This is a genomic window from Modestobacter sp. SYSU DS0511 (genome assembly GCF_054050755.1).
Genome location: NZ_JBJGZY010000030.1, coordinates 16,664 through 35,590, shown reverse-complemented (window position 1 = coordinate 35,590; position 18,927 = coordinate 16,664). Strand labels below are relative to the sequence as shown.

The 18,927-nt window shown below is 75.2% G+C and carries 17 protein-coding genes and 1 pseudogene; 8 read left to right on the top strand and 10 right to left on the bottom strand.

The window, feature by feature from the left end; genetic code table 11:
- Positions 1–15 precede the first annotated feature (15 nt).
- A complete protein-coding gene (locus ACI783_RS14850; protein WP_457141157.1) occupies positions 16–3,408 on the bottom strand; it encodes a pyruvate carboxylase in 3,393 nt (1,130 codons plus the stop codon).
- Between the two features lie 148 nt (positions 3,409–3,556).
- On the opposite strand from ACI783_RS14850, the gene ACI783_RS14845 reads away from it, so the two are divergent.
- Together ACI783_RS14845 and ilvA are read left to right on the top strand one after the other, a co-directional pair.
- On the top strand, positions 3,557–4,459 hold the full coding sequence (locus tag ACI783_RS14845; RefSeq protein WP_457141156.1) for an SDR family NAD(P)-dependent oxidoreductase: 903 nt from the start codon (positions 3,557–3,559) through the stop codon (positions 4,457–4,459).
- A gap of 33 nt (positions 4,460–4,492) precedes the next feature.
- The gene (gene ilvA, locus ACI783_RS14840) at positions 4,493–5,767 is read left to right on the top strand and encodes a threonine ammonia-lyase IlvA (protein WP_457141155.1); all 1,275 of its coding nucleotides are present in this window, start codon (positions 4,493–4,495) and stop codon (positions 5,765–5,767) included.
- Between the two features lie 69 nt (positions 5,768–5,836).
- Here the strand turns inward: ilvA and ACI783_RS14835 are convergent, their stop codons facing one another.
- Together ACI783_RS14835 and ACI783_RS14830 are read right to left on the bottom strand one after the other, a co-directional pair.
- Positions 5,837–6,106 carry a DUF2277 domain-containing protein gene (locus ACI783_RS14835; RefSeq protein WP_457141154.1) on the bottom strand — a complete coding sequence of 90 codons (270 nt, stop codon included), beginning with the start codon at positions 6,104–6,106 and terminating at the stop codon, positions 5,837–5,839.
- Positions 6,107–6,162: 56 nt separating this feature from the next.
- A complete protein-coding gene (locus ACI783_RS14830; RefSeq protein WP_457141153.1) occupies positions 6,163–7,335 on the bottom strand; it encodes an acyl-CoA dehydrogenase family protein in 1,173 nt (390 codons plus the stop codon).
- A gap of 126 nt (positions 7,336–7,461) precedes the next feature.
- On the opposite strand from ACI783_RS14830, the gene ACI783_RS14825 reads away from it, so the two are divergent.
- Complete coding sequence (locus tag ACI783_RS14825) at positions 7,462–8,052, top strand: TetR/AcrR family transcriptional regulator (protein ID WP_457080073.1); 591 nt, start codon at positions 7,462–7,464, stop codon at positions 8,050–8,052.
- Positions 8,053–8,064: 12 nt separating this feature from the next.
- On the opposite strand, the gene ACI783_RS14820 is transcribed toward ACI783_RS14825, so the two are convergent.
- Positions 8,065–9,069, bottom strand: a complete 1,005-nt coding sequence (locus tag ACI783_RS14820) for an endonuclease/exonuclease/phosphatase family protein (RefSeq protein ID WP_457141152.1) — start codon at positions 9,067–9,069, stop codon at positions 8,065–8,067.
- Between the two features lie 155 nt (positions 9,070–9,224).
- Between ACI783_RS14820 and ACI783_RS14815 the strand changes: the two genes are divergently transcribed.
- Genes ACI783_RS14815 through ACI783_RS14805 form a run of 3 tightly spaced genes read left to right on the top strand, consistent with a single transcriptional unit; the run spans position 9,225 to position 12,213 of the window.
- A complete protein-coding gene (locus tag ACI783_RS14815) occupies positions 9,225–10,292 on the top strand; it encodes a FecCD family ABC transporter permease (RefSeq protein WP_457141151.1) in 1,068 nt (355 codons plus the stop codon).
- Positions 10,293–10,345: 53 nt separating this feature from the next.
- On the top strand, positions 10,346–11,380 hold the full coding sequence (locus ACI783_RS14810) for a FecCD family ABC transporter permease (protein ID WP_457141150.1): 1,035 nt from the start codon (positions 10,346–10,348) through the stop codon (positions 11,378–11,380).
- Positions 11,377–12,213, top strand: a complete 837-nt coding sequence (locus ACI783_RS14805) for an ABC transporter ATP-binding protein (protein WP_457141149.1) — start codon at positions 11,377–11,379, stop codon at positions 12,211–12,213. The genes ACI783_RS14810 and ACI783_RS14805 overlap by 4 nt, the downstream gene beginning before the upstream one ends.
- Positions 12,214–12,290: 77 nt before the next feature.
- On the opposite strand, the pseudogene ACI783_RS14800 reads toward ACI783_RS14805, so the two are convergent.
- Together ACI783_RS14800 and ACI783_RS14795 are read right to left on the bottom strand one after the other, a co-directional pair.
- Positions 12,291–12,878 (bottom strand): annotated as a pseudogene (locus tag ACI783_RS14800) (methyl-accepting chemotaxis protein); the annotation flags it as partial.
- 186 nt (positions 12,879–13,064) lie between these two features.
- Positions 13,065–14,972, bottom strand: coding sequence for a BCCT family transporter (locus ACI783_RS14795; protein WP_457141148.1), 1,908 nt, complete (start codon positions 14,970–14,972; stop codon positions 13,065–13,067).
- A gap of 212 nt (positions 14,973–15,184) precedes the next feature.
- On the opposite strand from ACI783_RS14795, the gene ACI783_RS14790 reads away from it, so the two are divergent.
- Together ACI783_RS14790 and ACI783_RS14785 are read left to right on the top strand one after the other, a co-directional pair.
- On the top strand, positions 15,185–16,099 hold the full coding sequence (locus tag ACI783_RS14790) for a mechanosensitive ion channel family protein (protein WP_457141147.1): 915 nt from the start codon (positions 15,185–15,187) through the stop codon (positions 16,097–16,099).
- Positions 16,096–16,650 carry a hypothetical protein gene (locus ACI783_RS14785; protein ID WP_457141146.1) on the top strand — a complete coding sequence of 185 codons (555 nt, stop codon included), beginning with the start codon at positions 16,096–16,098 and terminating at the stop codon, positions 16,648–16,650. The genes ACI783_RS14790 and ACI783_RS14785 overlap by 4 nt, the downstream gene beginning before the upstream one ends.
- A 5-nt stretch (positions 16,651–16,655) precedes the next feature.
- Here the strand turns inward: ACI783_RS14785 and ACI783_RS14780 are convergent, their stop codons facing one another.
- The 4 genes from ACI783_RS14780 to ACI783_RS14765 form a co-directional block, all read right to left on the bottom strand.
- Positions 16,656–16,811, bottom strand: coding sequence for a hypothetical protein (locus ACI783_RS14780; RefSeq protein WP_457141145.1), 156 nt, complete (start codon positions 16,809–16,811; stop codon positions 16,656–16,658).
- An 86-nt stretch (positions 16,812–16,897) separates the two neighbouring features.
- Positions 16,898–17,935 carry a zinc-binding dehydrogenase gene (locus tag ACI783_RS14775; protein WP_457141144.1) on the bottom strand — a complete coding sequence of 346 codons (1,038 nt, stop codon included), beginning with the start codon at positions 17,933–17,935 and terminating at the stop codon, positions 16,898–16,900.
- A gap of 27 nt (positions 17,936–17,962) precedes the next feature.
- Entirely contained in the window at positions 17,963–18,220 is a 258-nt protein-coding gene (locus tag ACI783_RS14770; RefSeq protein ID WP_457141143.1) for a DUF167 domain-containing protein, read from the bottom strand.
- A gap of 32 nt (positions 18,221–18,252) precedes the next feature.
- Positions 18,253–18,912, bottom strand: a complete 660-nt coding sequence (locus ACI783_RS14765) for a sigma factor-like helix-turn-helix DNA-binding protein (protein WP_457141142.1) — start codon at positions 18,910–18,912, stop codon at positions 18,253–18,255.
- Positions 18,913–18,927: the final 15 nt, after the last annotated feature.

Genomic DNA, 18,927 nt, shown 5'->3' with positions numbered 1-18,927 from the left:
GTCCCGCACCCAGGCTCACCCCAGGACGACGAGCAGGTCACCGCCCTCCACCTGCTGGACGGCGCTGATCGCCACCCGCTGCACCGTCCCGGCCCGCGGCGCGGTGATCGCGGCCTCCATCTTCATCGCCTCGATGGTGGCGATCGGCGCCCCCGCCTCGACCGTGTCGCCCTCGCCGACCTGCAGGGTGACCACGCCGGCGAACGGGGCGGCGACCTGGCCGGGGTCGGTGCGGTCGGCCTTCTCGGTGGGCTGCACCTCGGACGTGACGGACCGGTCCCGGACGCTCACCGGCCGCAGCTGGCCGTTGAGCGAGCACATGACCGTGCGCATCCCCCGCTCGTCGGCGTCGGACACCGCCTCGATGCCGATCAGCAGCCGGACGCCGGGCTCGAGGTCGACCGAGTGCTCGACGCCGGACCGCAGGCCGTAGAGGAACTCCTTGCTCGGCAGCACCGAGACGTCGCCGTAGCTCTCGGCGTGCGCCTCGAACTCCTGCGTCGGGCCGGGGAACAGCAGCCGGTTGAGCGTGCGCCGGGGCTCCTCCGCCAGCCCGTCCAGGTCCTCCTGGCTCAGCTCCGCCGGGGGCTGGGCCTCCCGCCGCCCCTCCAGCGCCCGCGTGCGGAACGGCTCCGGCCAGCCGCCGGGCGGGTCGCCGAGCTCGCCGCGCAGGAAGCCGACCACCGAGTCGGGCAGGTCGAAGCGCCCCGGCTCGGCGGCGAACTCCGCGACGTCCACCCCGGCGCCGACCAGCTGCAGCGCCAGGTCGCCGACCACCTTCGACGACGGGGTGACCTTCACCAGGTGCCCGAGCAGCCGGTCGGCGGCGGCGTACATCGCCTCCACCTCCTCGAACCGCTGCCCGAGGCCCAGCGCGATCGCCTGCTGGCGCAGGTTGGACAGCTGCCCACCCGGGATCTCGTGGGTGTAGACCCGCCCGGTCGGCGCCGGCAGCCCGGACTCGAACGGCGCGTAGACCCGGCGCACCGCCTCCCAGTACGGCTCCAGGTCGTTGACGCACGCCAGGTCCAGGCCGGTGGCCCGCTCGGTGTGGTCGGTGGCCGCGACGATGCTGCTCAGCGCCGGCTGCGACGTCGTCCCGGCCAGCGCCGCGCTGGCGCCGTCCACCGCGTCGACCCCGGCCGACCAGGCGGCCAGCAGGGTGGCCAGCTGCCCGCCGGGGGTGTCGTGGGTGTGCAGGTGCACCGGCAGGTCGAACCGCTCGCGCAGCGCCCGCACCAGGGTGGCCGCGGCCGGCGGCCGGAGCAGGCCGGCCATGTCCTTGATCGCCAGCACGTGCGCCCCGGCGTCCACGATCTGCTCGGCCAGGCCGAGGTAGTAGTCCAGCGTGTACAGCGGCTCGGCCGGGTCGGAGAGGTCGCCGGTGTAGCAGAGCGCGACCTCGGCCACCGCCGTCCCGGTCTCCCGGACGGCGTCGATCGCCGGGCGCATCTGCCCGACGTCGTTGAGCGCGTCGAAGACGCGGAAGACGTCGATGCCGGTGCGGGCCGCCTCGGCCACGAACGCCGTCGTCACCTGCTCCGGGTACGGCGTGTAGCCGACCGTGTTGCGGCCGCGCAGCAGCATCTGCAGGCAGACGTTGGGCACCGCCTCGCGCAGCGCCGCCAGCCGCTCCCACGGGTCCTCGTGCAGGAAGCGCAGCGCGACGTCGTAGGTGGCGCCACCCCAGGCCTCGATGCTGAGCAGCTGGGGCAGCAACCGCGCCTGGTGCCCGGCGACGGCGACCAGGTCCTTGGTGCGCACCCGGGTGGCCAGCAGCGACTGGTGGGCGTCGCGGAACGTGGTGTCGGTGACCGCCAGCGGGGTCTGCGCGCGCAGGTCCGCGGCGAACCGCTCCGGGCCGAGCTCGCGCAGCCGGTCGCGGGAGCCGTCCAGCGGGGCCAGGTTCAGGTCGACGGCGGGGAGCTTCTCGGCCGGGTCGACCAGGTGCGGGCGCTCCCCGTGCGGGGCGTTGACGGTGACGTCGGCCAGGTAGCTGAGCAGCTTGGTGCCGCGGTCGGCGGAGCTTCGGGCGGTGAGCAGCTCCGGGCGCTCCGCGATGAACGACGTCGTCACCCGCCCGGCGGCGAAGTCCGGGTCGTCCAGCACCGCCTGCAGGAACGGGATGTTCGTGGAGACGCCGCGGATGCGGAACTCGGCGACCGCCCGGCGCGCCCGGGCCACCGCGATGTCCCAGGTGCGGCCCCGGCAGGTGAGCTTGACCAGCATGGAGTCGAAGTGGGCACCCACCTCCGCGCCCAGCGACGCCCCGCCGTCCAGCCGGACGCCGGCGCCGCCCGGCGAGCGGTAGGCGGTGATCCGGCCGGTGTCCGGGCGGAAGCCGTTCGCCGGGTCCTCCGTGGTGATCCGGCACTGCAGCGCCGCGCCCCGCAGCTGCACCGTCTCCTGGCTCAACCCCAGGTCGGCGAGCGTCTCCCCCGCGGCGATCCGCAGCTGGGACTGCACGAGGTCCACGTCGGTGACCTCCTCGGTGACCGTGTGCTCGACCTGGATCCGCGGGTTCATCTCGATGAACACGTGCCGCCCGGCGGCGTCGAGCAGGAACTCCACGGTGCCGGCGCAGCTGTAGCCGATGGCCCGGGCGAAGGCGACGGCGTCGGCGCAGATCCGATCGCGCAGCTCCGCGTCCAGGTTCGGCGCCGGGGCCAGCTCGACCACCTTCTGGTGCCGGCGCTGCACCGAGCAGTCCCGCTCGAACAGGTGGATCACGTTCCCTTGCCCGTCGGCCAGGACCTGCACCTCGATGTGCCGCGGGTCGACGACGGCCTGCTCGAGGAAGACGGTGGCGTCGCCGAACGCCGACTCCGCCTCCCGCATCGCCGCCTCGATCGCGCCCCGCAGCTGGGGGCGGTCGTCGACCCGGCGCATGCCGCGCCCGCCGCCCCCGGCGACGGCCTTGACGAACACCGGGCCCTCGATCCCGTCGGCTGCGGCCAGCAGGGTGTCGACGTCGTCGCTCGGGTCGGTGCCCTGCAGCACCGGCAGGCCGGCCTCCCGCGCCGCGGCGATCGCGCGGGACTTGTCCCCGGTCAGCTCCAGCACGGCGGCGCTCGGCCCGACGAAGGTGATCCCCGCCCGCGCGCACGCCTCGGCGAGCTCGGGGTTCTCCGACAGGAACCCGTAACCGGGGTAGACGGCGTCGGCGCCGGCGCGCTGAGCGGCCCGGACGATCTCGGCGACGTCCAGGTAGGCGCGCACCGGGTGGCCCGGCTCACCGATCTGGTAGCTCTCGTCGGCCTTGAGCCGGTGCACCGAGTTGCGGTCCTCGTGCGGGAAGACCGCGACCGTCCCGGCCCCCAGCTCGTACGCGGCGCGGAAGGCGCGGACGGCGATCTCCCCGCGGTTGGCGACCAGCACCTTCTGGAACCCGGGGACCTTCTCGAACACGGGCGCGTCCTCTCGGCTCGGGGGCGGCCGGCGCCGGCGGCCCGCGTGCTGCCCGACCGTAGCGGCGGGCGGCGGTCCACGGCTGCCCCGGAGAACCGGCCGTGCGCAACGCGAGTGCCCTCGGCCCGCTCCGGGTACGACGCCGCAGGTGACCACCGAGCAGACAGCAGACCGGGCCGCCGAGGTCGTCCTCATCACCGGCGCCTCGTCCGGGATCGGCCGGGCGTCGGCGGTGCAGTTCGCCAGGCGCGGCGCCTCGCTGGTGCTGGTGTCCCGCAGCCGAGAGAGCCTCCAGCAGGCCGCCGCCGAGTGCCGGGCGGCCGGAGCCGGCGAGGTGCACGTCTGCCCGGCCGACGTCCTCGACAGCGCCGCGCTGCAGGCCGCCGTTGACCGGGCCGTGCAGACCTCCGGCCAGCTCGACGTCGTCGTCCACTCCGCCACGGTCATGGCCTACGGCCGGATCGAGGACATGGACCCGGAGGTCTTCGAGCGGGTGGTGGACACCGCCATCCAGGGCACCTTCAACCTCTTCCAGGCCGTGGTGCCGGTGTTCCGCGCGCAACGCCGCGGCTCGCTCGTCGTGGTCAGCTCGCTGCTCGCCTCGATCACCACCCCGACCATGAGCGCCTACGTCACCGCCAAGTGGGGGCAGCTCGGGCTCATCCGGACGCTGCAGCAGGAGCTGCGCGAGCTGCCCGACGTGCACGTCTCGGCCGTCGCCCCGGGCGGGGTGGCGACCCCGATCTACGAGCAGGCGGCCACCGTGCTGGGCACCAGCGCCCACCCGCCGCCGCCGGTCTACACCCCCGAGCGGGTCGCCCGGCACGTGCTGGCCCGGATCGGTGCCCCCAGGCGGCTGAAGCAGTCGGGGTTCACCAACCCGGTGATCATCGCCGGGTTCCGGCTGTTCCCGCCGGTCTACGACGCGCTGGTCGGTCCGCTCCTGAAGATGTTCAGCCTGGGCCGGGACCCGGTCCCGCCGACCACCGGCAACGTGTTCGCGCCGGTGCCGGCGAAGGAGACGACGCGGGGCCCCTACCGGGCCATCTGACCGACGTCGTCCCGGGTCGGGGAGGATGGCCCGGTGACCGACGTCCGCACCTCCTTCTCCGCGGAGGTCTCCGACGCCGTCCGGCGGCTCGCCGGGGTCGCCGAGCGGACCCCGCTGCAGCGCAACGCCCGCCTGTCCGAGCTGACCGGCGCCGAGGTGTGGGTGAAGCGGGAGGACCTGCAGGTCGGCCGCTCGTACAAGGTGCGCGGCGCCTACAACACGATCAGCCAGCTCGACGCGGCCGGCCGCGCCGCCGGGGCGGTCTGCGCCAGCGCCGGCAACCACGGCCAGGGCGTGGCCTACGCGTGCCGGGTGCTGGGCGTCCGCGGTCGGGTGTTCGTCCCCGGCACCACACCCCGGCAGAAGCGGCAGCGGATCGCCGCCCTCGGCGGGGACATGGTGGAGCTGGTGGTCACCGGCGACACCTACGACGACGCGGCCGCCGCGGCCGCTGCCTCCGCACAGATGACCGGGGCCACCCTGGTGCCGGCGTTCGACGCGCTCTCCACCGTGGTCGGTCAGGCCACCGTGGCCGTGGAGGTGCTCGACCAGCTGGGCGGTGCCCCGGACGTCGTCGTCCTGCCGGTCGGTGGCGGTGGGCTGCTGGCCGGTTGCGGCACCTGGCTGCGCGAGCACAGCCCCGGCACCCGGCTGGTCGGCGTCGAGCCGGCCGGCGCGGCGAGCATGGCCGCGGCGCTGGCCGCCGGCGCACCCGTCGAGCTGCCCGAGATCGACACCTTCGTCGACGGCGCCGCGGTGCGCCGGGTCGGGGAGGTCACCCACCCGCTGGTGCGCGACAGCGGCGCGGAGCTGGTCGCCGTCCCGGAGGGGCAGATCTGCACCGAGATGCTGGAGCTCTACCAGGTCGACGGCGTGATCGCCGAGCCCGCCGGGGCGCTGGCCACCGCGGCGTTGACCGGGGGCGCCGTCCGGGTGGAGCCCGGGCAGACCGTCGTCTGCCTGCTGTCGGGCGGCAACAACGACGTCAGCCGGTACGCCGAAATCGTCGAGCGGTCCCTGGTGCACCAGGGGCTCAAGCACTGGTTCCTGGTGGAGTTCCCGCAGGAGCCCGGCGCGCTGCGCCGCTTCCTCGACGAGGTGCTCGGCCCGGACGACGACATCGTGCGGTTCGAGTACGTCAAGCGCGACAACCGGGACACCGGGGCGGCGCTGACCGGCATCGAGCTGGGCAGCCCCGAGGGCCTGGCCCCGCTGCTGGCCCGGATCGAGGCCGGCCCGCTGACCATCCAGCACCTGCAGCCGGGCACGACCGCCTACCGCTACCTGGTCAGCGGCCCCAGCTTCTAGCGGCCCCCGGTTCGCCCTCGGCGCGGAGAGCAGACCACCCCGGGTCGCCTTCCGCGCGGGAAGTGGGCGTCAGCGGCCGTAGCGGGCGGCGGAGCGGGCGCGGGCCTGGGCGGCGAGCACCTCGCGGTCCCTGGGCGGTGCGGTGGTGACCAGGTCGGCGAGCAGGTGCTCGGTGGCGTGCGCGATCTCCTCGACCGCCCGGTCGAACGCCGCCTGGTTCGCCTGTGACGGCCTGGTCGACCCGCTGACCTTGCGCACGTACTGCAGCGCCGCGGCGCGCACCTCGTCGGAGGTGGTGGCGGGCTCCAGGTTGTGCAGGACGTGGATGTTCCGACACATGCCGGGCAGCGTAGGCCCCTGACCTCCCCGCCAAAATGGCCATTTTGGCGGGGAGGTCAGGGGACGACGGTGGCGGTGTCCGCTGCGCCGCCGCGGGCCAGGGCCCGGCTGATCACCAGCCGCTGGATCTGGTTGGTGCCCTCGAAGATCTGCATGACCTTCGCCTCCCGCATGTAGCGCTCGACCGGGAAGTCACGGGTGTAGCCGTAGCCGCCGAGCACCTGGACGGCGTCGGTGGTCACCTTCATCGCGTTGTCGGTGGCCACCAGCTTGGCGATCGAGGCCTGCCGCCCGTACGGCTGGCCGGCGTCGCGCAGCCGGGCCGCGGCCAGGTACGTGGCCCGGGAGGCCTCCACGGCGGCGGCCATGTCGGCGAGCAGGAAGCCCAGGCCCTGGTGCTCGATGATCGGTGCGCCGAAGGTCTCCCGCTCCTTGGCGTAGGCGACCGCGTCGTCCAGCGCGCGCTGGGCCAGCCCGGTGGCGACGGCGGCGATCCCCAGCCGGCCGGCGTCCAGACCGGCGAGGGCGATCGACAGGCCCTCGCCCTCCTCCCCCAGCCGGCGGCCGGCGTCGACGCGGACGCCGTCGAACCGCATGGTCGCCGTGGTCGAGCCGGTCAGCCCCATCTTGCGCTCGGCGGGGTCGGCGGACAGCCCCTCGCTGTCGGCGGGGACGAGGAAGCAGGAGATGCCGCGGGCGCCGTCGTCGGAGGTGCGGGCCATCACCGTGTAGAAGTCCGCGTGCCCGCCGTGCGTGGTCCAGGCCTTCTCCCCAGACAGCACGTAGGCGTCCCCGTCCCGCACGGCCCGGGTGCGCATCGCCGCCGGATCGGAGCCGGCGTGCGGCTCGGACAGGCAGTACGCGCCGAGCAGCTCGCCGCCGAGCAGGTCGGGCAGCCACTCCTGCTGCTCCGGCGTGCCCCGGGTGGCCAGCGCGAAGCAGGACAGCCCGTGCACGCTCACCCCGACGCCGACGCTGGCCCAGGCGGCCGAGATCTCCTCGAGCACCTGCAGGTACACCTCGAGGGGCTGCCCGCCGCCACCCAGCTCCTCGGCGTAGGGCAGGCCGAGCAGCCCGGCCCGGCCCAGGGTGCGGAACACCTCCCGCGGGAACTCCTCGGAGGCCTCCGCGGCGGCGGCCCGGGGAGCGAGCTCGGCGCGGGCCAGCTCCCGGGTCAGCTGGAGCAGGTCCGCGGCCTCCTGGGTGGGCACGAGACGGGCGACGGGCACGGGGAGACCTCCGGGACGGCGGGACGCCGGTGTCCCGCGGGCAGTACTGACGGACGGTACGCAGTACCGATCCCAGTACTCAAGAGCGTCGCCGTTGTTACCCTCCGGTACCCGGAGGGAGGCGCCATGACGTCGCTGGAGACCCGCAGCCCCCGCGCCACCGCCCGGCGCGCGGAGCTGCTCGACCAGCTGGTCGGGCTGATGCTGGCCGAGGGGTTCGCGGCGTTCACCCTCGACGAGCTGGCCCGCCGGCTGCACTGCTCCAAGAGCACGCTGTACGGCATCGCGGCCAGCAAGGAGCAGCTGGTGGTGGCCGGGGTGAAGCGGTTCTTCCAGGTCGCCACCGCGGCCGTGGAGGAGCGCGCCGCCGCCCCCGCCGACCACCGCGAGCGGATCAGCGCCTACCTGCTCGCCGTCGCCGCGCAGCTGCAGCCGGCCTCCCCGGCGTTCTTCGCCGACCTGGCCGCGTTCGCCCCGGCGCGGGAGATCTACCAGCACAACACCCGCGCGGCCGCCGCCCGGGTGCAGCGCCTGGTCGCCGAGGGCGTCACCGCGGGCACCGTCCGCCCGGTGCACGCCTCCTTCGTCGGGACGGCGGTCGCGCAGGTCATGGCCGCGATCCACCGGGGCGACGTCCGCGCGGCCACCGGGCTCGACGACGCCGCCGCCTACCGGGAGCTCGCCGACCTCGTCGTCGCCGGCACCGCCCCGCGCTGACCGAGGGCCGGGTCAGGTCCCCGGCCAGGCGAGGTCGGCGACGACCGGCGAGTGCGTGCTCGCCCCCCGCGCGCCCTCCGCGTCCGCGACCGGCCGCAGCCCCGCGACCAGCACCACGTCGACCCGGGCCACCCCGGGGCCCGGGCCGCGGGTGAACTGCGGCCACGTGCCGACCGCGCGGTGCACGTCGACGAGCCCGGCTCCGGTGAGCACCCGCAGCGGTTCGTTGAGCGTGGAGGAGTTGAGGTCGCCGCCGAGCACCACCGGCCGGCCGTCGGCCATCAGCCCGGCGACGACGGTGGCCAGGCGCTCGGCCTCGGCGACCCGCACGCGGGCCGCGGCGCCCGTGCCCCCGGCGGGGTTCGCCTCGCGGCGTCCGCCCCCGCAGCCGAGGCACGGTGAGGCCAGGTGCACCGAGAGGACGGCGAGCTCCCGCCCGTCCACGTCCAGGGTGACCACGTCCACCGGGCGGGCGCCCTCGGGCAGCCCGGTCACCGGGCGCACGTCCACGATCGGGTACCGCGAGAGGACGACGTCCCGGTCGCCGTCCTCCCCGTTCGCGGCCAGCCGGCCGAACGAGCGGTGCGGGTAGCCCGGCAGGGCCTCGACCTCCGGGCGCCGCCGGTCGACGACCTCCTGCAGCAGCAGGACGTCGGGGTCCTGCTCGCCCACCAGCGCGGCCAGCCCGTCGAGCGGAGCGCCGGCGGTCACGTTGTAGGTGGCCACCCGCAGGCCGGCCGGGCCGTCCTCCCCGTCCACCCGGTTGACCAGCAGCGGCCCCTGCAGCCAGGCCCACAGCACCGCGGGGACGACGACCGCCGCCACGACCGGCCAGGACCGCCGGAGGGCCGCGGCGACCAGCAGCAGCGGGGCCGGGAGCAGCCACCAGGAGGAGAACAGCGCCGCGGTGTAGGTCACCGCCCACCGGTCGCCGAACACGAGGACCGCGAGCACCACCGCCGTGGCCGAGATCCCGTACGCCAGCGCCGCGGCGCGCAGAGCGGAGAGCCGGCGCACCCGCCCATCCTGGCGGTCGGCCGCGCCCGCCGGTCGACTTCGCGGAGTTGCATCGCTCACCCCGCCCGGCTGCCACCGGCCGGACCGATGAGTAAGGTGAGCCTTGCTTTCCCTGGCCGGACGCCGGCCGTCCCCTCGTCCCCCAGGAGCAGCTCGTGGCGCAGCGCACGGCCACCGCGGCTCCGCGGGCGACCGCCGAGCAACCCCGCCGCGGCCTGCTGCGCGGTGCGTTCACCCGCACGCTCGGGCTCTGGCTGCTGCTCGCGCTGGCGCTGGCGGCCTGCGTCCTGAGCATCACGGTCGGCACCCGGCCGATCGGGCTCGGCACCGTCTGGCAGGCGCTGAGCGACGCCTCCACCCCGGGCGACGAGGCGCTCATCATCCGCGAGCTCCGGGTGCCCCGGACCGTGCTGGGCGTGCTCGCCGGGGTCGCGCTGGGCGTCTCCGGCGCGCTGATGCAGGGGCACACCCGCAACCCGCTGGGCGACCCGGGGCTGCTCGGGGTCACCGCGGGTGCCTCGTTCGCCGTCGTGCTGTCCATCTGGCTGCTGGGCATCAGCTCTCCCGGCGGCTACGTCTGGTTCGCCCTGGCCGGTGCACTGCTGGGCAGCGTCACGGTCTACGCGATCGGCTCCGCCGGCCCCGGCGGGTCGACCCCGGTGACCCTGGCACTGGCCGGTGCCGCGCTGACGGCCCTGCTCTACGCGCTGATCCAGGCGATCACCATCCGGGAGACCACGGCGCTGGACGCCTACCGGTTCTGGGTGGTCGGTGCCCTCGCCGGCCGGGACGCCACGGTGGCCGCGCAGGTCGCCCCCTTCATCGTCGCCGGCCTGGTGCTCGCCCTGGTCAACGCGCCGGCGCTGAACCTGCTCGGCCTCGGTGAGGACGTCGCCCGTGGGCTGGGCACCCGGATCTGGCTGGCCCGCGGCGTGGGCCTGACGGCGATCACCCTGCTGGCCGGCGCCGCCACCGCCGCCTGCGGACCGATCGTGTTCGTCGGGTTGGTGGTGCCGCACGTGGCCCGGGCGGTCACCGGGCCGGACCACCGCTGGCTGGTGCCGTACTCCGCGCTGCTGGGCGCGGTGTTCCTGCTGCTCGCCGACGTGCTGGGCCGGATCGTGGCCCGGCCCGGCGAGCTGCAGGTGGGGATCGTGCTCGCCGTGGTCGGCGCACCGTTCTTCATCGCCCTGGTCCGCCGCCGGAAGCTGGCGGCGCTGTGACCCTCACCGCGCCTCCCCGCGCCCCCGAGCGGCGCCCCCAACCCCGGCGGGCCGTGCGGATCGGCCCCTTCTCCGGGGTGTACCGCCCCCGGCAGCTCGTCGTCCCGCTGGCGGTGCTGGTGGTGCTGGTCGTGGTCAGCGCGCTCAACCTGGGTCGCGGCGACTACCCGATCAGCGTCCCGGAGGTGCTCGGCACCCTGGTCGGCGCCGGCGACGACACCCAGCGGTTCATCGTGCTCGAGCTGCGCGCGCCCCGGGTCGTGGTCGGCCTGCTCGTCGGGCTGGCGCTGGGGGTGTCCGGCGCGCTGTTCCAGACCTTCGCCCGCAACCCCCTGGCCAGCCCGGACATCCTCGGCGTCACCGGCGGGGCGGCGGTCGGCGCGGTCGCGGTGATCGTGCTGGGCGGCACCACCGGCGCCGGGGCGCTGCTGGGCGGGGCCGGGCTGCCGGCCGCCGCGCTCGCCAGCGGCCTGCTCACCGCGGCACTCATCTTCGGCCTGGCCTGGCGCAAGGGGATCGACGGCTACCGGCTGGTGCTGGTCGGCATCGGGCTGGCCGCCTTCGCCCAGGCGCTGATCGGCTACCTGCTCACCCGCAGCGACATCAACGACGCCGCGGCGGCCAACGTCTGGCTCACCGGCTCGCTGAACGGGCGGGGCTGGGACCAGGCGGCGCCGCTGGCGCTGGCCCTCGCGGTGCTGCTGCCCGCCGCGCTCGCGCTGAGCCGGGTGCTGGGGGTGCTCCAGTTCGGCGACGACACCGCCCGGGCCCTCGGGGTGCGGCTGGCCGGCGCGCAGGGCGTCGTCGTGCTGGTCGCGGTGGCGCTGGCCGCGTTCGCCGTCGCCGCCGCCGGGCCGATCCAGTTCGTCGCGCTGGTGGTGCCGCAGATCGCCGTCCGGCTCGCCGGTGGCTCGCGGCCGCCGGTGCTCGCCTCGGGGCTGCTGGGCGGGCTGCTGCTGATCAGCAGTGACCTGGTGGCCCGCACCGTGCTGCCCGATTCGTTCCCCGTCGGGGTGGTGACCGCCGTGGTCGGCGCTCCGTACCTGCTCTGGCTCCTCGTCCGCGGAAGGCGGCGATCGACCCTGTGACTGCCTCACCCACGCTCGCGCGCGACACCACCCGCCCCGACGCCCCGCCGGTGCGGCTCGCCGCCGACGGCGTCCGGCTGGCCTACGGCGAGAAGGTCGTCGTCGACTCGCTGGACCTCGAGCTCACCGACGGCTCGTTCACCGCGATCGTCGGCCCGAACGGCTGCGGCAAGTCGACCCTGCTCAAGGCGCTGGGCCGGCTGCTGCGCCCCACCGGGGGCACCGTGCTGCTCGACGGCCGGGCCATCACCAGCACCCCGACCCGTGAGGTGGCCAAGGTGCTCGGCCTGCTGCCGCAGACCCCGCTGGCGCCGGAGGGGCTCACCGTCGCCGACCTGGTGGCCCGCGGCCGGCACCCGCACCAGAGCTGGCTGCGCCAGTGGTCCTCCGACGACGAGGCCGTGGTCGACGAGGCGCTGCGCTGGACCGACATGGCCGAACTGGCCGACTCCCCGGTCGACGCGCTGTCGGGCGGGCAGCGGCAGCGGGCCTGGATCTCCATGGCGCTGGCCCAGGGCACCGACCTGCTGCTGCTCGACGAGCCGACCACCTACCTCGACCTGGCCCACCAGGTCGACGTGCTCGAGCTGGTCGGCCGGCTGCACGCCGAGCGCGGCCGGACCGTCGTCGTCGTGCTGCACGACCTGAACCTGGCGGCGCGCTACGCGCAGCGGCTGGTGGCGATGAAGGACGGCGTGCTCGTCGCGGCGGGCACGCCGGCGGAGGTGCTCACCGAGCAGCTGCTCGCCGACGTGTTCGAGCTGGAGGCCCGGGTCGTCCCCGACCCGGTCACCGGCACCCCGATGGTGGTCCCGGTCCGCCGCCTCCGCTGACGGTGACGCGCTGGAACAGCCCCCTCGCAGGGCCCGCGCCGAGCGGAGCGAGGCGTGGGGGGGGCAGCGGGGTCCTCTCAGTAGCTGAAGTGCGCGACCGCCGCACGGAGGTCACTGGCCAGCCGGGTCAGTTCGTCCACCGCGATCCGCGTCCGGGCCAGCGCCCGGGTGGTCTGCTCGGCCGCCTCCGAGACCCCGGTGATGTTCGCGGCGATCTCCGTGGACCCGGTCGCCCCCTCCTGCACCGACCGCGAGATCTCGTTCGTCGTCGCTGTCTGCTCCTCGACCGCGCTGGCGATGGTCAACTGGAGGTCGTTGATCCGACCGATCACCGCGGAGATCTGCTCGATCGCCGCGACCGCCGACCCGGTGTCGGCCTGGATCGCCTCGACCCGGCGGGCGATGTCCTCGGTCGCCCTCGCCGTCTCCTCCGAGAGGTCCTTGACCTCGCTGGTGACCACCGCGAAGTCCTTGCCCGACTCACCGGCCCGGGCGGCCTCGATGGTTGCGTTGAGGGCCAGCAGGTTCGTCTGGTCCGCGATCGCGGTGATCACCTTGACGACCTCGCCGATCTCCCGGGACGACTCCCCCAGCGCGACGACGGTCGCGGTGGTGGTGGCGGCCTGGGCCACGGCGCCGGCCGCCACCCGGGCGGCCTCGTTGGCGGGGGACGGGGACGGTGGTTGCGCGGCCCACCTGCACCGTCGCCATCGGCAGTCCCGGTGCGCGCCGCGACCGGTCCGCCACCCGGGAACGGCGACGGCCCGCCCGCCGGGTGGCGGACGGGCCGTCGTGCGGCTCCGTGTCGGGCCCCTCGTGAGCCTGCGAGGGGTGCGGAGGACGGGTCCTCCTCAGCCTCGGGGGTCCTGGGGCCGGCCCACCGGGTCGTCCTCGTCCCGGGTGGCCCCGGATGCCGGCGCTCCGTCGGGCTGCCCGCCGGGTTCCGTCCCGTCCCCCGTCGTACCCGCGGCGGTGTGCTCGACGACCAGCACGAAGTCGTCACCGTGCCGGCTGATCCCATGGACCACGGCCTGCTCGACGGCGTCCGCGGCGTAGGCGCGGCGGAGCACCATCGGGTCCGAGCGCAGGTCCTTGGTCAGCGCGATCGCCAGCCCGATCATCACCAACGCGAAGGGGAGCGCGGCGATGATCGTCAGGTTCCGCAGCCCCTGCAGCGCCTCATCGCCACCGACGAGCAGCATCACGGCGGCCACGCCACCGGTGAGGAGCCCCCAGAAGACGACCATCTTCGAGGTCGGCTCACGGGTGCCGCGCTCGGACAGCGACGCCATCACGATCGAGGCCGAGTCCGCGCCGGTGACGAAGAAGATGCCGACCAGCAGCATCACGATGACGCTGGTGACCGTGGTGAACGGCAGCTCCTGCAGCAGGCCGAACAGCTGGCCCTCGGCCGTCGACTGGCCGGCGAGGTCCTGACCCGACTGCTGGGCACCGATCCCCGCTCCGCCGAAGATCGCGAACCAGAACAGCGTGACTGCGCTGGGCACGAGCAGCACGCCGGCGATGAACTCCCGGACCGTGCGGCCGCGGCTGATCCGGGCGAGGAACACACCCACGAACGGCGTCCAGGAGATCCACCAGGCCCAGTAGAAGACCGTCCAGCTCGACAGCCACTCGGCCATCTCCTCGCCACCGGAGGCGTTGGTGCGCGCGGCCATCTCGGGGAGCTCGGCGGCGTACGAGCCCAGCGCGGTCGGCACCAGGTTCAGCATCAGCACCGTGGGGCCCACCACGAAGACGAACAGCGCCAGGGTGAAGGCCAGGGCGACGTTGATGTTGGACAGCCACTGGATGCCGCGGGCGATGCCGGAGAAGGCGGAGGCGACGAAGGCCGCGGTCAGCACGGCGATGACGCCCACGGTCGCCGCGTTGCCCACCGGTCCGAGCCAGCCGAGGATCTCCAGCCCGCTGCCGATCTGCAGGGCGCCGAGCCCCAGCGAGGCGGCCGTGCCGAAGAGCGTGGCGAAGATGGCGAGGACGTCGATCACCTTGCCGGCCGGCCCTTGGGCGACCCCGCGCCCGAACAGCGAGGTGAACGCCGAGGAGAGAAGCTGGCCGCGCCCGCGGCGGTAGGTGCCGTACGCGACAGCCAGCCCGACGAGGGCGTACAGCGCCCACGGGTGCAGCGTCCAGTGGAAGAGCGTGGTGGCCATCGCCGTGGTGACGGCCTCCTGGCTCTCGCCGGCGACGGTGCCCGGCGGCGGGGAGACGTAGTGCGACAGCGGCTCGGAGACGCCGAAGAACATCAGCCCGATGCCCATGCCGGCGCTGAACATCATGGCGATCCAGCTGATCGTCCGGAACTCAGGTCGTTCGCCGTCCCCGCCGAGCGGGATGCGTCCGTAGGCGCTGGCGGCGATCCAGAGCACGAAGAGCACCACGGCGGTGCCGAGCAGCACGAAGAACCAGCCGAGGTTCAGCTCGATCCAACCGAGCGCGCTGCTGCTGGCCGAGCCCAGGCCGCTGGGGCTGAGGAAGCCCCAGGCGAGGAAGGCCAGCGAGACGACGGCGGCGACGCCGAAGACCGTCCGGTCCAGCCGCGGCCGGCGCTCGTGCTCCTGGGCCGGGGGCTGGGCGATCGCCGGGTGCGTCTGGCTGGCGACTCCGGGGTCGAGCACGTCGTCGATCGTCTGGTCGGGCGCCGCGGAGTGGGGGGCCTCGCCGGAGACCGTGTCCGGGGCGGCGCTGGTCGAGCCGTGCGGCGGCTGACCGGGTGGGTCGTTCGGTGGATTGCTCACGTGGCGTGGCGCCTGATCGGCGCCCCTCCCTTCGGGTCGGCGCGCAGGTCGAGCGAGCTGCCCCCGTTCCGGGCAACTCGTTGTACGGACCACCGTCGCCGCACCCGGGCCCCAGCGCAAATCCACGGCAGCACATCCGCGACCATGTCCGTCCTGGGCGCCGCACCACCCGGGCAGCCGGCAGACAGGCGGACCGGCCACACTGGACGGTGATGGAGGCGCTCGTGGATCTCTGGAACTGGCTGCGGGGCGCCGGGCTCGAGGCGCTGCTGATCGTGCTGGGCGCGGTGCTGCTGGCCCGCTTCGTCAGCTGGGCCGGCGGCCGGATCACCGACCGCATCGACGCCACCGCCCAGGAGTCCGACGCCCTGGTCCGCTCGGAGGCGGCCAAGCACCGGCACTCGCTGACCCAGGTGATCACCTGGGCCGCGATCGTGCTGATCTGGTCGATCGCCATCTTCTTCGTGCTCGAGCGGCTCGGCATCCCGATCACCGGCCTCGTCGCCCCGGCGACCGTGCTCGGCGTGGGGCTGGGCTTCGGCGCCCAGCGGATCGTCGGGGACGTGCTCGCGGGCTTCTTCCTGATCACCGAGCGGCAGTACGGCTTCGGCGACGTGGTGTCCATCCAGGTGGTCGGCGGGATGGAGCCCGCGTCCGGGACGGTGGAGGACGTCACGCTGCGCATCACCCGGGTGCGCTCGGTCGACGGCGAGGTCGTGATCGTGCCGAACGGGCAGATCGTCAAGGTGACCAACCTGTCCCGCGACTGGGCCCGGGCGGTGGTCGACGTGCCGGTGCCGGCGACCACCGACGTCAGCCGGGTGCAGGAGGTGCTGCGGGAGGTCGGGCAACGGGCCTTCGCCGATCCACGGCTGCACCAGCTGCTGCTCGACGAGCCCAGCGTCATGGGCGTGGAGAGCATCACGCTGGACGAGGTGAACCTGCGGATGGTGGCCCGGACGCTGCCCGGCAAGCAGTTCGAGGTGGGCCGTGACCTGCGGGCACGGGTGGCGCTCGCCCTCTCCCGCGAGGGCGTCTCGCTGCGGGCCACCACGAGCACCGACCTGCCCAGCGTGCAGGACGAGGCGCTGGCCGAGGACCGGGCCCGCGGCGGAGGAGCAGCATGAGCACCCCGGATGACCAGCCGACCACCGTCCAGCGGCAGGTCACCGCCGAGCAGCCCGCCGTGACCACCGGCGAGGCACCGGCACGGTCGCGCGTCTGGCAGCGCCGGCTGCCGTCCCGGATCGGCCGCGCGCACACCTCGACCGTGGTGATCGGGGCGCTGTTCGTCGTGCTGTTCGCGCTCTGGCTGGCGGCCCGCCCCGCGTACGTCGACGTCGAGCTGCCTGGCGGGGGCACCGCCCGGGTGCCGTGCTCCCAGGTCAGCACCTGCGGGGAGCCGACCCCCAGCGAGACCCCGCTGCCCAGCGAGTCGCCGCTCGCGCCGACCGACCCCACCGGTCCGGGCACCGACGCGCCGGCACCCACCGGCCAGGCGCCGCAGACCACCGGGCTGGACGACGACGAGACGCCGACCACCACGCCGCGGACCAGCCGCGCCCCGGCGCCGTCCACCGGGACCACGGGACCGACGACGACGGACGAGACCCCGACGACCGGCACCGAGCAGGGGACCGACGAGGAGCCGACCCCCAGCGAGACCCCGACCGGCTGACCGGTTCAGCCTTGGGTGTTGCTCCGGGTGAGCCCCCAGGCGGCGGTGACCAGGAACAGCACGACGCCGACGACGAAGAGCCAGAACAGGCCCTCGACGAGGGCGCCGACCACGGTCACGACCAGCCAGGCGACCAGCAGCAGGGCGATGAGCGCCAACACGGTGCCCTCCTCAGCTCGGTTGTCCCTTCCCAGGATGCGCGCCGGCGGCCCGCCGCGTGCGCGACCGCGCAGAGGTCACCAGATCGTCATGTGCCGGCCGGGGTGACGACGGCGATCCCCGGCGCCCGGCCGACCGCGGCCAGCGCGGCACCGGCGTCGGCGAGACCGAGCTCGCGGGTGACCAGCAGCTCCGGGCGCAGCCGGCCCGCGGTGATCAGCGAGAGCATCGCCGGGTAGTCGCCGGCGGCCATCCCGTGGCTGCCGAGCACGGCGAGCTCGCGGGCGATCACGAGCTCCATCGGGATCTCCGGCCGGCCCACCGTCGGGGGCAGCAGGCCGACCTGCACGTGCCGCCCGCGCGGGCGCAGGCTCCGGATCGAGTTCGTGCAGGTGGCGGCCGACCCGAGCGCGTCCAGCGAGAGGTGGGCACCGCCGCCGGTCAGCTCGGCGACGGCGGCGGGGACGTCGGCGGCACCCCCGTCGACCGTGTGCTCGGCGCCCATCCGGCGGGCCAGCTCCAGCGCGCCGGAGGCGACGTCGACCGCGACCACCCGGGCGCCGGCCGCGACCGCCACCTGGACCGCCGACAGCCCCACGCCACCGCAACCGTGCACCGCGACCCACTCCCCGGGACGCACCCGGCCCACCTCGGTGACCGCGCGGAAGGCGGTGGCGAACCGGCAGCCCAGGCTGGCCGCGGTGGTGGCCGGCAGCCCGTCGGGCAGGGCGACGAGGTTGACGTCGGCGGCGTCCAGCGCGACCAGCTCGGCGAGCGACCCCCAGCCGGTGAAGCCGGGCTGGGTCTGGTGCAGGCAGACCTGGCCGTCGCCCTCCCGGCAGGGCGCGCAGCGACCGCAGGCGCAGACGAACGGCACGGTCACCCGGTCACCGACCGCCCACCGCCGCACGTCCGCCCCGACGGCGGCGACCGTGCCGGCCAGCTCGTGGCCGGGCACGTGCGGGAGGACGACGTCGGGGTCGTGACCGGACCACGCGTGCCAGTCGCTCCGGCAGATGCCGCTGGCCTCCACCCGCACCACCACCCCGGCGGGGGCCGGGCGGGGGTCGGGCACCTCCCGGACCTCGAGCGGACCGCCGAAGGACTCGAACACCAGTGCGCGCACGCCCGACAGCGTGCACGGCCGCGCGGCTCAGCGACCGAGCAGGTCCGCCAGCCGCGCGTCGGTGGCGCCGTCGACGTCGACCACCTTGGTCCGGGACGTCGCCCCGGTGACCAGCGTGACCGCCGACCGGCGGGCACCGAACGCGTCGGCGACGGCGGCCAGCGCGGCCTCGGTCGCCTTCCCGTCGACGGCCCGGGCGGACACCCGGACGACGAGCGCGCCGTCGTGCTCCCCGCCGACCACGGTCCGCCCGGCGCCGGGCCGGACCCGGATGGGAATGCGCACCCGTCGATCCTGCCCGTGAGCGGGTCGAGGGCTCAGCCCAGGCCGACGGCGACGGCGAGGACGACCGCCAGGAGGAAGGCCAGCAGCGCGACCAGCCCGGACCGGTGCCACCGCTGGGCGCGTCGCGCCTCGCGCACCGCGGTCAGCAGCTCCGGGCCCGCGACGGGCGCGCCGGCTGCGCGCTCGGCGAGGTCCCGGCGCAGCAGGTCGGCGAGGTCCTGGCCGGGCAGCCGTTCGGCGAGCCGAGCCAGGCCCCGGTCCATCTCGCCCGACACCGCACCGGGTTCCAGCCCCACGGCGTCGGCTACCTCGTCGTCGGTGAGGCCGTCCCCGTACCGCAGCACCAGGACCGCGCGCTCGCGCGCCGGCAGCCGGGCGAGCGCTGCGGCCACCTCCCCGGGTGGTGCGGCGGGCGCACCGGCGGCGGCCGTGCCCGGCAGCCCGCTGGCCCGGAGCCCGTCGAGGGCCGGGACGCTGGAGACCGCCTCCGCCACGCGGGCCCGCCGGTGCCAGGCGGCGTGCGCGGCGACGAGGGCACGGCGCAGCGTGCGGTCGTCGGTCCCGGTGCCGCGGCCCAGCACTCCGGTGAGCGCCTCGACGACCAGCTCCCGGGCCGACCGGTCGTCCCCGGTGAGCAGGTACGCCGTCGGGAGCAGGAGGGCGCCCGCGCCGGCGAGCGTGTCGTCGCTCACGCCGCCGACGGGTCC

Excerpts from the sequence above, each read along its gene's own strand:
- ACI783_RS14835 (WP_457141154.1), bottom strand. The coding sequence starts at position 6,106 with ATGTGTCGGAACATCCACGTCCTGCACAACCTGGAGCCCGCCACCACC.
- ACI783_RS14825 (WP_457080073.1), top strand. The coding sequence starts at position 7,462 with ATGACGTCGCTGGAGACCCGCAGCCCCCGCGCCACCGCCCGGCGCGCG.
- ACI783_RS14790 (WP_457141147.1), top strand. The coding sequence starts at position 15,185 with ATGGAGGCGCTCGTGGATCTCTGGAACTGGCTGCGGGGCGCCGGGCTC.
- ACI783_RS14785 (WP_457141146.1), top strand. The coding sequence starts at position 16,096 with ATGAGCACCCCGGATGACCAGCCGACCACCGTCCAGCGGCAGGTCACC.